Annotated in this window: 11 protein-coding genes; 8 read left to right on the top strand and 3 right to left on the bottom strand. The window is 72.3% G+C overall.

What is annotated here, in order from left to right; translation table 11 throughout:
• Window positions 1–7: 7 nt before the first annotated feature.
• Window positions 8–634 (bottom strand): arginase family protein, encoded by a 627-nt coding sequence (locus FE811_RS23005; protein ID WP_255469825.1) that lies wholly within the window; start codon window positions 632–634, stop codon window positions 8–10.
• 241 nt (window positions 635–875) lie between these two features.
• On the opposite strand from FE811_RS23005, the gene FE811_RS23000 reads away from it, so the two are divergent.
• Complete coding sequence (locus tag FE811_RS23000; RefSeq protein WP_140848937.1) at window positions 876–2129, top strand: NAD(P)/FAD-dependent oxidoreductase; 1254 nt, start codon at window positions 876–878, stop codon at window positions 2127–2129.
• On the opposite strand, the gene FE811_RS22995 is transcribed toward FE811_RS23000, so the two are convergent.
• Window positions 2126–2497, bottom strand: a complete 372-nt coding sequence (locus FE811_RS22995) for a cupin domain-containing protein (RefSeq protein WP_255469824.1) — start codon at window positions 2495–2497, stop codon at window positions 2126–2128. The genes FE811_RS23000 and FE811_RS22995 overlap by 4 nt on opposite strands.
• A 181-nt stretch (window positions 2498–2678) precedes the next feature.
• On the opposite strand from FE811_RS22995, the gene FE811_RS22990 reads away from it, so the two are divergent.
• The 3 genes from FE811_RS22990 to ftsH all read left to right on the top strand — a co-directional run bounded on the left by FE811_RS22990 (window position 2679) and on the right by ftsH (window position 6634).
• Window positions 2679–3353 carry a TetR/AcrR family transcriptional regulator gene (locus tag FE811_RS22990; protein ID WP_140848935.1) on the top strand — a complete coding sequence of 225 codons (675 nt, stop codon included), beginning with the start codon at window positions 2679–2681 and terminating at the stop codon, window positions 3351–3353.
• 68 nt (window positions 3354–3421) lie between these two features.
• Window positions 3422–4639 (top strand): fumarylacetoacetase, encoded by a 1218-nt coding sequence (fahA, locus tag FE811_RS22985; RefSeq protein ID WP_140848933.1) that lies wholly within the window; start codon window positions 3422–3424, stop codon window positions 4637–4639.
• A 165-nt stretch (window positions 4640–4804) separates the two neighbouring features.
• A complete protein-coding gene (gene ftsH / locus FE811_RS22980) occupies window positions 4805–6634 on the top strand; it encodes an ATP-dependent zinc metalloprotease FtsH (protein WP_036757437.1) in 1830 nt (609 codons plus the stop codon).
• Window positions 6635–6649: 15 nt separating this feature from the next.
• Here ftsH and FE811_RS22975 read toward each other — a convergent pair whose 3' ends face one another.
• Window positions 6650–8149, bottom strand: coding sequence for a phosphomannomutase (locus tag FE811_RS22975; RefSeq protein ID WP_140848931.1), 1500 nt, complete (start codon window positions 8147–8149; stop codon window positions 6650–6652).
• A gap of 201 nt (window positions 8150–8350) precedes the next feature.
• Between FE811_RS22975 and FE811_RS22970 the strand changes: the two genes are divergently transcribed.
• The 4 genes from FE811_RS22970 to FE811_RS22955 all read left to right on the top strand — a co-directional run.
• The gene (locus FE811_RS22970; protein ID WP_140848929.1) at window positions 8351–9619 is read left to right on the top strand and encodes an MgtC/SapB family protein; all 1269 of its coding nucleotides are present in this window, start codon (window positions 8351–8353) and stop codon (window positions 9617–9619) included.
• Between the two features lie 105 nt (window positions 9620–9724).
• Entirely contained in the window at window positions 9725–10834 is a 1110-nt protein-coding gene (locus tag FE811_RS28655; RefSeq protein WP_140848927.1) for an ABC transporter ATP-binding protein, read from the top strand.
• A complete protein-coding gene (locus FE811_RS28650) occupies window positions 10831–11898 on the top strand; it encodes an MBL fold metallo-hydrolase (RefSeq protein WP_140848925.1) in 1068 nt (355 codons plus the stop codon). Before FE811_RS28655 ends, FE811_RS28650 begins: the two co-directional genes overlap by 4 nt.
• Window positions 11895–12098: histidine phosphatase family protein (locus tag FE811_RS22955; RefSeq protein ID WP_219848926.1), on the top strand; the 204-nt coding region annotated here is incomplete at its 3' end. The genes FE811_RS28650 and FE811_RS22955, both read left to right, overlap by 4 nt.

Below are 12098 nucleotides of genomic sequence, written 5' to 3'. Positions count from 1 at the left end.
CAGCGACTTACTTGGAGAATGTGGGTTGATGCTCGTCGGGGGCATAGACCGAGCCGCGGATGCCGATCTGCGCCATGCGCCGGGGGTCCAGCACGCCCTCTTCTATGGCGCGGCGAAAGGGCGTGCCGTGGGTATAGGGGTTGTCGCCGAAATAGCGGTCGGCGGTATCGGAATGGGCGTCGAACTGCACCAGCCCCAGGGGGCCGCGGGCGGGGTCGGCCTTGCGGATCGCGCGCAGCACCGGCAGCGTGGTCAGGTGGTCGCCGCCGACGCTCAGCGGCAGGGCGCCCTGGGCGCAGATCCGGGCGATGCCCTCTTCGATCTGGCGCAGCGCCGCGGCGGGGTCGATGGGCTGGACCGCCAGGTCGCCCACATCGGCCACGGCCAGCCGCTCATAGGGGGCGATGCCGGTCACGGGATGGACGCGGCGGATCAGGCTGGACTGGTTGCGCACCTCGCGCGGGCCGTGGCGGGCGCCGGCGCGGTTGGTGGTGCCGCCGTCCCAGGGAATGCCCAGCAGCGCGACGTCGAGCCCCTCGGCGCTGGCGACGGCCGGCAGGCGCATGAAGGTCGCATGCCCGGCAAAGCGCGGGATCAGGGCGGCGTCGACGGGTTCGTGCAGGGGTTTGGGCATGGTGGCTCCGATGGCTGGATGGCGGGGTCGGGCGCATGATGCGGCGGGCCGGCGGGGTTTGGCAAACCGGATCGCCGCCGGAAGGCCCTTGCCCCCCGCGTCAAGGCTGGTGCAACCTGGGGCCCTGCGACCTTGGGTCGGCAGGTGCTTCGAAACGGCCCTTGCCCGTTTGCGCCCACGCGACCCGACGATCCCCAGGCCGGGATCGCGGCCGCGCGTCCTTGGCAGCGGAGTCATGCCCATGAAACACCGGGTCGTCGTCATTGGTGCCGGCTTTGCCGGGCTGCAGGTGGTGCTGGGGCTGAAGGGCGCGGGTTGCGCCATCACCCTGATCGACCGGCGCAACCATCACCTGTTCCAGCCGCTGCTCTACCAGGTGGCGACGACGCTGCTGGCGACCTCGGACATCGCCTGGCCGATCCGCGCGCTGATGCGCGAGCGAAAGGACGTGACCACGCTGCTGGCCGCGGTGGAAGGCATCGACCGGGCCGCGCGCGAGGTCGTCCTAAAGAATGGCGAGCGCGTGCCCTATGACACGCTGGTCGTCGCCACCGGCGCCCGCCACGCCTATTTCGGCAAGGACCAGTGGGAAGCCGATGCGCCGGGGCTCAAGACGCTGGAGGATGCGACCACGATCCGCCGCCGCCTGCTGCTGGCCTTCGAGCGCGCCGAGCTGACCGGGGATCCGGCCGAGCGGCGGGCGCTGCTGACCTTTGCCGTGATCGGCGCCGGGCCGACCGGGGTCGAGCTGGTCGGCATCATCGCCGAGCTGGCGCATCGCATCCTGCCGGCCGAGTTCCGCCGCATCGACACCCGGCAGGCCCGCATCCTGCTGATCGAGGCCGGACCGCGCATCCTGCCCGCCTTCAGCGACAGGCTCTCGGCCTATGCGACGCGCGCGCTTAAGCGGCGCGGCGTCGAGGTGATGACGGGCGCACCCGTCACCGAATGCTCGGACAGCGGGATCGTGCTGGACGGCCGCTTCATCCAGGCCCGCACGGTGATCTGGGCGGCGGGGGTGCAGGCCTCGCGCGCCCATGACTGGCTGGGGGCCGAGGCGGACCGCGCCGGCCGCGTCGTGGTGACGCCCGAACTGACCCTGCCCGGCGACCCCGCGATCTTCGTCCTGGGCGATACGGCGCATGTCGAATCCGGCGGCCGCGCGGTGCCGGGTGTCGCGCCGGCGGCCAAGCAGCAGGGCAAGCACGCGGCCCGGACCATCCGTGCAAGGCTTGCGGGGAAGCCGCCGCCGGGTGCCTTCCGCTATCGCGACATGGGCAACCTGGCGACCATCGGGCGCAATGCGGCGGTGATCGAGTTCGGCCGCTTCAAGATGACCGGCTGGTTCGCCTGGTGGGTCTGGGGCATCGCCCATATCTATTTCCTGATCGGCACCCGCTCGCGGCTGTTCGTGGCGCTGAGCTGGCTGTGGGCGTTCCTGTCCCGGCAGAACTCGGCCCGGCTGATCACCCAGCGCGAGGCCGGGCACCGCTAGGCGCGGCCCCTCAGTTCAGGGGCAGGATCGTCATGCCCGCCGCTGCCGCGGTGGCCGGGACGGCGGGGATGTCGGGCTCGTTCGGGGTCGGCAGGCCGCTGAAATCCTCGGGCAGCGCCTGGCCTGATGCCGGTGAAGAACTGCTGGTGCATCCGGCCCGGCGCGTTCAGGATCAGCATCCGCGCCGGCGCCTCGCCCACCGCCTTGAAGGCGTGGACGGCGCCGTCCGGGATCGGGACGAAATCGCCGGGCCCGGCCAGCCGCTCCTGCCCGTCGATCATGAAGCCCACCTGCCCCTCGAGGACGAAGAAGGCCTCGGTCTCGCCGGCATGATGGTTGGGCGGCGCGCCGGCGCCGACCGGAACCACGCATTCAACAAAGGCAATAGCGGTCCTGCACCTCGTCCGGGAAGGCGTGGAAGGTCATGAAAATGTTCAGGACATTGTATTTCCGGGGCCTGCTGGTCATGGCAGCCGTCCTGTTGAGCCGCATCCGCCAAGATGATACTCTGATCCCATAATAAGACAATCGTCTCATGAAGGACAGGCCATGCAGGCAGGCAAGGGCCGGACGGCACAAAAGCAGCGCACGCGGTGCGCGATCCTCGAAGGAGCGCGGGAACTGATGCGCCAGGGCAAGCCGGTGACGGTGGCGGCCGCCGCCGGGCTTCACGGCATATCCAGGGCGACGGCCTATCGCTATTTTTCCGACCCCGCGATGCTGGTGGCCGAGGCGGGGCTGGACATCGCGGTAAAGCCCTATGAGGAAATCGTGGCCGGCGCGGCCGACCTGCGCCAGAGGCTCAGGGCGATCAGCCTGTATATCTTCGACCTCTCGACCAGCCACGAGGCGCGGTTCCGGCAATTCGTCGCCATGACGCTGGCCGCATGGTCGCCCGAGGATGCGGCGCGGCCGCAGCTGCGCGGCGCCCGCCGCGTGGCGCTGTATGAACGGGCCTTGCAGGAGGATGGCGGCGGGCTGGCGGCGGCGCGGCGGCAGGCGCTTGTCCGCGCGCTGTCGACGGCGACCGGCACCGAGGCGATGATCGCGCTTTACGACATCGTCGGCGCCGATCCCGCCGCCGCGCGCGCCACGGTGGCCGAGATCGCGGATGCGATCCTGGACCGCTATCTCGGGCCGGCCCGGACGGGGCGCGACGGGATGGGCCGCGACGATCCCCAGGGCGGCCGCGCGGAAGCCGGTTGCGACCGGGCCGAAAGCTGATAGCAATGATGCAGGCCGTGCCTGCCGGGACCGGGGGCGAAGGCGGCCGGGACGGCAGGAGGCAGAGGATGCCGGCGGCGGACAGGCCGTTGCGCAGCCGGGTGGCGGCGGCGAATGGCGCGGGATGCGACTTTCCCATCCAGAACCTGCCCTACGGCGTGTTTTCCACCCAGGGCAGCGCGCCGCGCTGCGGCGTGGCCATCGGCGACATGATCCTGGACCTGGCCGCATGCGAGGCGCGCGGGCTGCTGGATGCAGGCGGCACGTTCTCGCAGCCGCGGCTGAACGCGTTCATGGCCTTGGGGAGGGGGCAATGGGACGCGGTGCGCGCCCGGCTGACCGCGCTGCTGGCCGAGGGGGCCGAGGGCGACCTGCCGCTGGTCGCCATGTCTGATGCGCAGATGCACCTGCCGATCCGGGTCTCCGAGTTCACCGATTTCTACGCCTCGCGCCACCATGCCTTCAACGTCGGCGCGCTGTTCCGCGGACCCCAGAACGCCCTGCCGCCGCAATGGACGCATATGCCCATCGGCTATAATGGCCGGGCGTCCTCGGTCGTGGTCTCGGGCACGCCGATCCGGCGGCCGATGGGCCAGGTCCGGGGCGAGAACGGTCCCGAATGGGCGCCCTGCCGCCGGCTGGACCTGGAGCTTGAGCTGGGCGCCATCGTCGGCGCGGACAGCGAGATGGGCCAGCGGATCGGCGTCGAGGATGCCGAGCGGATGATCTTCGGCTATGTGCTGCTCAACGACTGGTCGGCGCGCGACATCCAGGCCTGGGAATACCAGCCGCTGGGCCCGTTCCAGTCCAAGGCGCTTGGCACCACCATCGGCGCCTGGATCGTGCCGCAGGCGGCGCTGGAGCCGTTCCGCTGCGCCGGCGCGCCGCGGGAGAACCCGCTGCTGCCCTATCTGCAGGAAGAGCGGCCGGGGCTTTACGACCTGGAGATCGGCTGGACCATGAACGGGCAGGTCATGGCGCGGACGAATTACAACGTCATGTATTACTCCAGCGCGCAGCAGCTGGCGCATCACGCCAGTTCCGGCTGTCCGATGCGGGTCGGCGACCTGCTGGGCTCGGGCACGATTTCGGGGCCGGGCCGCGACCAGGCCGGCGCGCTGCTGGAAATGACCGAGGGCGGCCAGGTGCCGGTGACGGTCAATGGCGCACCGCGCCGCTTCATCGAGGATGGCGACCAGATCGGGCTTTTCGCCCATGCGCAGGGCGCGGGCTATCGCATCGGCTTCGGCCCCTGCACCGGCCGCATCCTGCCGGCCCAGCCCTGAACGCGGACCCGGCGGCGGCGGATGCCGTGCCGCCGGCCATGCTGCGGCATCGGCGCGCGGCCGAAACCCGCCCCGCCCGTTGATTGGCGCCGCGCGGTCGGGCAACATCGGCCAGGCGCGGGCTTACCGATCAGGCGCCCATCCGGCCGCCGGCAGGGAGAAGACATGGAGAAGAGGACCGAGTTCCACATCTGGTATTGGATCCTGGCTTTCCTGGCCGTGATCCTGCTCCAGGATCTGCTGTCGGGCGCGCGCGACGTCGCGCCGATCAGCTACAGCCAGTTCGAGGATTACCTGGAGCAGGGCCGCATCTCCTCGGTGGCGGTGGGCGGCGACCGCATCACCGGCAATTTCAACAGCCCGGTCGACGGCCGCAACCAGTTCGTCACCACCCTGGTCGATCCGGCCGTCCTGGAACGCATCGACCAGGCCGGGGTCGAGATCAGCGGCGTGCCGCAGAACACCTGGCTCGGCGCGCTGCTGTCCTGGGTGGTGCCGGTGGTGCTGTTCCTGGCGCTGTGGATGTTCGTGTTTCGCAAGTTCGCCGAGCGCCAGGGCCTGGGCGGCTTCATGCAGGTCGGCAAGAGCCGGGCCAAGGTCTATATGGAGAAAGAGACCGGCGTGACCTTTGCCGATGTCGCCGGCGTGGACGAGGCCAAGGCCGAGCTGGAGGAGATCATCGCCTTCCTGCGCGACCCCGAGGGCTATGGCCGCCTGGGCGCGCGGGTGCCCAAGGGGGTGCTGCTGGTCGGCCCGCCCGGCACCGGCAAGACGCTTCTGGCGCGGGCCGTGGCGGGCGAGGCCGGCGTGACCTTCCTGTCGATCTCGGGCTCGGAATTCGTCGAGCTGTTCGTCGGCGTGGGCGCCGCGCGGGTGCGCGACCTGTTCGAGCAGGCCCGCAAGAGCGCCCCTGCGATCATCTTCATCGACGAACTCGACGCGCTTGGCCGCGCCCGCAACTCGGGCCAGTTCACCGGCGGCAACGACGAGCGCGAGCAGACGCTGAACCAGCTGCTGTCCGAGCTGGACGGCTTCGACCCCTCGTCCGGCGTCGTGCTGCTGGCCGCGACCAACCGGCCCGAGATCCTCGACCCCGCGCTGCTGCGCGCCGGCCGCTTCGACCGGCAGGTGCTGGTGGACAAGCCCGACCGCAAGGGCCGCATCGACATCCTCAAGGTGCATATGAAAAAGGTGCGGCTGGCCCCGGATGTCGAGGTCGGGCAGGTGGCGGCGCTGACGCCGGGCTTTTCCGGCGCCGACCTGGCCAACCTGGTGAACGAGGCGGCGCTGCTGGCCACCCGGCGCAGCGCCGATTCCGTGGCCATGGCCGATTTCAACCACGCGGTCGAGCGCATCGTCGCCGGGCTGGAAAAGCGCAACCGCCTGCTGAACCCGCGCGAGCGCGAGATCGTCGCCTGCCACGAGATGGGCCATGCGCTGGTCGCCATGGCGCTGCCCGGCGTCGACGTGGTCCACAAGGTCTCGATCATCCCGCGCGGCATCGGCGCGCTCGGCTATACCATCCAGCGCCCGACCGAGGACCGCTTCCTGATGACCCGCGCCGAGCTGGAGGACAAGATCGCCGTCCTCCTGGGCGGGCGGGCGGCGGAAAGCGTGGTCTTCGGCCATCTCTCGACCGGCGCGGCCGACGATCTGGTCAAGGCGACCGACATCGCCCGCGCCATGGTCACGCGCTACGGCATGGACGATGAGCTGGGCCATGTCAGCTATGACAGCGACCGCCCCGGCTTTCTGGGCACGAACGAGCAGGGCTCGTGGCTGAGCCGGCGCTATTCCGAGGCCACGGCGCAGCGGATCGACGCGGCGGTGAAGCAGATCACCGACAGGATCTTTGCCCGCACCGTGGCGTTGCTCGAGGCCAATCGCGACCTTCTGGACCAATCCGCCCGCGAATTGCTGGAGCGCGAGACGCTGGAGGATGCCGAACTGCGCGCCTTTGCGGCAAGGGTGCGGCCGGCGGCCGCGGCCGCCTGAGCCCCGCCGGGTCGGTCAGGCCAGCAGGGCCGCCATCCCGCGCACCCGCGCCAGGGCCGCGGCATTCAGCGTCCGGGCGGCCTCGTCGGTCTCGGCCTCGGTGTAAAGCCGCAGCTCCGGGGCGTTGCCGGACGGGCGCAGGTGGATGATCGCGCCGTCCGCGAAGGTCATGCGCAGCCCGTCGGTCTGGTCGATCCGCCGCAGCCCGCCGGCCAGCGGGCCGAATTGCGCCTCGATCCGGGCGCGGCTGTCCGCCTCGCTGCCCGCGGTCAGCCAGGCCAGGATCGCCTGGGAATCCTGGGTCGGGAAATCCTGCAGCCGGTCGCTGAAGGTCACGCGCCGCGGCAGGCCGGCGCAAAGCTCGGCCAGCGGCCGTGCCCTGGCCGCCGCCAGCACCGCAACCACCGGCAGCACCGCGTCGCGCGTCGGCAGCGCCGCCAGCCGGCGCCCGTCCCGCGCGACCTCGCTGCCCAGCAGGAAGCCGCCGTTCGCCTCGTAGCCGCAGACGGGGCCCAGGGTCTCGCACGCCGCCTCGTCCATCGCGGCGATGACATGGGGCGAGCCGATGCGGGTGCGGATGGTGCGGGCGAATGCGCCGCTCAGCTCCAGCGCGGTGTTGCTGCTGACCGGGGTGACGACGCATTCCGCGCCCAGTTCGCGGGCGCAGATCAGGCCCAGCAGGTCGCCGCGCAGCCATTCGCCGCGATGATCGGCCAGAAGCGGGCGGTCGGAATCGCCGTCGGTCGAGACGATGGCGTCCAGCCGGTGCCGCGCCGCCCAGTCCCGCGCCAGGGCGACGTCCTCGGGCCGCAGCGCCTCGGTATCCACGGGGATGAAACGATCCGAGCGGCCCAGCGGCAGAACCTCGGCCCCCAGCGCGCGCAGGATGCGGGCGATAAGGTCGCGGCCGACGGCGGAATGCTGGTAAAGCCCCAGCCTCAGCCCGGAAAGCGCATCGTTGCCGAAGAAATCCACATAGCGGGCCAGATAGCCCGCCTCGATGTCCACGGGCTCGGGCAGGGGCGCCGCCTCGGCCAGCATGCCGTCCGCGCCGAAGCGCCCGGCGTCCGGCGCCAGCACCTGCCGGGCGATGCCGGCCTCGTCGGGCTTCAGGATCTCGCCGGCGGGGCTGTGGAACTTGATGCCGTTGCGGTCGTCGGGAATATGGCTGCCCGTGACCATCAGCGAGGGGATGGCCCGGCCAAAGGCGTAATGCGCCAGCGCCGGCGTCGGCACATGGCCGCAAAACAGCGGCCGCCCGCCCGCGTCGCGGATCGCCTGGGCGCAGGCCCGCAGGATGCGCGGGGTCGAGGGGCGCAGGTCGCCCGCCAGCGCCACCTCGGTCCCGGGGGCGAACGCGCCGATCTCGCGCAGGTATTGCAGGAAGCCCAGGACGCAGCCATGGGCCACGCGGTCGGTCAGCGCGCTGGCCAATCCGCGCGCGCCGCTGGTGCCGAAGGCGACGCCGCTTTGCGCCATCAAGGCGCGGACGGTGAAGGGGCCTGTCTCGGTCATGCTCGAAGCTCGCTCTTTGGAAAGCCGATCATGCAGGCGAGCCGGGCGGTTCGTCCAGAGCCGCCGTGCCGGGTCTTGCGCCTTCACCGTTCTCCAAATACTCCAGATCCGGCGCCGGGATGCGCCATGGCTGGCCAAGGGGCCAATGCACTGCCGCTTGCGGCGCTGGCAAGCCGCTGAAAGCGGTGGCAGAATGCGGCGATGCACCCGGACCAGATCCTCAGCCGCCTTGCCGTGTCGCTGGCCATCGGCCTGCTGGTCGGGCTCGAACGCGGCTGGCGCACCCGCGACGAGCGCGAGCATCAGCGCGCCGCCGGCCTGCGGACCTTTGCGCTGGCCGGGCTGACCGGCGGCGCCACCGGCGTGCTGGCGCTGGATTTCGGCGGCTTGGTCATCGGCATCGTGTTCTGCGGCTTCGCGCTGGTCTTTGCCGCCTTCCAATGGCTGGAATCGCGGCTGGACCGGAATGTCAGCGCCACCTCGGCGGTGGCGGGGATGCTGGTCTTCCTGCTGGGCGCGCTGGCCGTCACCGGGCCGCTGGTCCCTGCGGTCGCCGCCGCCGTGGCGATGACGCTGCTCCTGGCGGCGCGCGAGCATCTGCACCGCTGGGTCGCGGCGCTGAGCTGGGCCGAGATCCGGGCGATCCTGACGCTGGCGGCGATGTCCTTCCTGCTGCTGCCGGTCATCCCCGACCGCAGCGTCGATCCCTGGGGTGCGGTCAACCTGCGCGAGATCTGGCTGCTGGCGATCCTGATCGCGGGGATTTCCTTTGCCGGCTATTTGGCTGTCCGGGCCTTCGGCGACCGGCTGGGGATCGTGGTGATGGCGGCGGCCGGGGGGCTTGCCTCATCCACCGCGACGACGCTGGCCTTTGCCCGGCTGGGCAAGGCCCAGCCCGGCGCCACCCGGTTGCTGGCCGCCGGCATCCTCATCTCCGGCGTCGTGATGCTGGTTCGCGTCGGCGTGGTGACGGTCGGGCTGAACCGGGCGCTGCTGGCGCATCTGGCCCCGCCGCTGGCGGCGGGGGCGGCGGCGATGGCCCTGGCGGCGGCGCTTTTGCTGTGGCGGCGGCCGGCGCAGGCCGGGCCGGCGCTGCCGATCAGCAACCCGCTGGCGGTGGGCACGGCGCTGAAGATCGCCGCCTTCATCGCCCTCGTGCTGCTGGCGGCCGAGATCCTGCGCCGGCACTATGGCGATGTCGGCGTGCTGATCATCGCCGCGATCTCGGGCATCGGCGACGTGGATGCGGTGTCGATCTCGATGGCGCGGCTGGGCGGCGGCGACCTGGCCACCCCCGTCGCCGCGCAGGCGATCCTGGTCGCGGTGGCGGTGAATACCCTGTCCAAGGCGGCGATGGCGGGGCTGGTCGGCGGCCGGCGCATCGGCCTGATCGTCGCGGGCGCCAGCCTGCTGGCCCTGGCCGCCGGTTTCGCCGCCTTCCGGGCGCAGCCGGTGCTGGCCGGCCTGTGACGCCGCCCCCGCCCCCACCCCCGCCCCCGGCCCATCGCCGCGTTCCGCCGTCACGAAAGCTTTGCACGCTGCCGCTAGACCCGCCGCGCAGAAAGGGAAAAAGGCATGGCTGCGATCGAGATGGAGGCGGTGGTCCGGGCCTTCGGCGCGACGCGCGCCGTGGACGGGGTTTCGCTGGCGGTGCCGCCGGGGGCGTTCCTGGCGCTGCTGGGGCCCTCCGGCTGCGGCAAGACCACGCTTTTGCGGCTGATCGCCGGGCTCGAGCGGCCGGACGCGGGCCGCATCGCCCTGGGCGGGCGGCTGGTGGCCGGACCGGGGCGGTTCGTTGCGCCCGAGGCGCGCGGGCTGGGCATGGTGTTCCAGTCCTATGCGCTTTGGCCGCACATGACCGTCGCCGGCAACATCCGCTTCGGCCTGCGCATCCAGCGCCTGTCCCGCGCCGAGGAACGGGCGCGCATCGGCGAGGCGCTGGAGATGGTCGGCCTGTCCGGCATGGCCGACCGGCGCCCGCACCAGCTGTCGGGCGGCCAGCGGCAGCGGGTGGCGCTGGCGCGCAGCCTGGCGGTGCGGCCGGGCCTGATCCTGCTGGACGAGCCGCTGGCCAATCTCGACGCGCATCTGCGCGAGACGATGCTGGCCGAGTTCCGCCGCATCCATGCCGCCCTGCGCACCACCTTCGTCTTCGTCACCCATGACCAGGACGAGGCGATGGCCGTGGCCGGGCTGGTGGGCGTGATGAATGCCGGCCGGCTGGAGCAACTGGCGAGGCCGGCCGATCTTTATCGCCGCCCGGCGACGCCGATGGTGGCGCGCTTCGTCGGGCGCGGCCGGACGGTGCCGGTGCAGGTGCTGGGCCGGTCCGGGGGGCTGTGCCGCATCGCCTTGCAGGGCCGGGTGGTGGCGGTGCCGGGCGATGCGCCGCCGGGGCCGGGCTGGCTGTGCCTGCGGCCGCGCGACCTTGCCGCGACGGCGGGCGGGGGCCTGCGCGCGCGGGTGCTGGACCACCGTTTCCAGGGCGGCGGCCATCTGGTCACGGCGGCGCTGGAGCATGTCGAGGACGGCGGGACCGTCGATTTCACCCTGCCGCGGCCGCCGCATCCCGGCGAGACGGTCGAGCTGGCCCTGACCGGCGGCTGGATCCTGCCGCGCGAGGCATTGCGGGCCGAGACGCCGCTCCAGCACCGCCTGCTGGCCGGGGCGGGGGCCGGCGCATGAGGCTGAGGGCGCTTTCCGGGCTGGGGGTCAAGGGGCCGGCCTGTTTCCTGCTGGAGATCGCCGGGCGGCGGCTGATGCTGGACCTGGGCCGCGGCCCCGATGGCGAGGCCCTGCCGGACCTGTCCGGGGTGGGCCGGGTCGATGCGATCCTGTTCTCGCACGGCCATGCCGACCATACCGGCGGGCTGCATCTGGCGGCAGGGCTGGGCGATCCGCCCCTGTTCGCGCCCGAGCCCGCCATCGCCCTGTCACGCGATCCGGCGATGCAGGCGGCGCGGCGGCTTGAGGCCTTTGCGGATTTCGGCCTGCCCTTCGACTGCGGTCCCGCCGGCCATGCGCCGGGGGCCTGCTGGATGCGCATCGGCGGGGCCGAGGGGCTGGTCTATACCGGCGATCTTTCGGCCGAGGGCGGGCTTTATCGCTGCACCATGCCGCCCCAGGCGCGGGCGATGGTCTTCGACGCCTCCTATGGCGCGGCGGATCAGCCGCTGGCCGAACAGGCGGCGGGGCTGATGGAACTGGCGGACGGGCCGCTGCTGCTGCCCGCCCCGGCCGGCGGGCGCGGGCTGGAGATGGCGCTGGCCTTCCTGGCCGCCGGGCACCGGGTCTCGATCTGCGCCGCGCACCGGGCCGTGGCCGAGGCCATGCTGGCCCGGCCGGGCTGGCTGGTGCCGGGCGGGGCCGAGGCGCTGGCGCGGCTGCTGGCCGAGGCGGCCGATCTGGTGCCCGACGGCCCCCTCCGCGGCACCATGATCGCGGCCGGACCCAATGCCGAGCGCGACAGCGCGGCCATGCTGGCGCGGCGCATGATCGGCGAGCGCATCGGCCGCGTCGTCTTTACCGGTCACCTGGCGCAGGGCACCCCGGCGCAGGGCTGGGTGGCCGAGGGGCGGGCGCTGTTTCGCCGCTGGAACGTGCATCCGACGCTTGCCGGCACCCGCGCCCTGTTCGAGGCCGTGCACCCGGCGCAGGCGATGCCCGCCTTCTGCACGGCTGATGCGGCCGGGCGGCTGGCCGCGGCGCTGGACCGCCCGCTGGTCGCGACCGCCGAGGTCGCCTGGTGATCCCGCTTCTGTCGCAGCCCTTCCTGTTCCTGCGCCACGGCCGGACCGCGGCCAATGCCGCGAACCGGATCGGCGGCGCGACCGACGACCCGCTGGACCCGACCGGGCTTGGGCAGGCCGAGGCGGCGGCGCGGCTGCTGGCGGGCCGCCCGCTGGCCGCGATCTGGCATTCGCCGCTGGCCCGTGCCGCGCAGACCGCG

Origin of the sequence: Paracoccus sp. FO-3 (genome assembly GCF_006386455.1) — a bacterium.
GTDB lineage: Bacteria > Pseudomonadota > Alphaproteobacteria > Rhodobacterales > Rhodobacteraceae > Paracoccus > Paracoccus versutus.
This window is presented reverse-complemented; position numbering and strand designations above follow the sequence as displayed.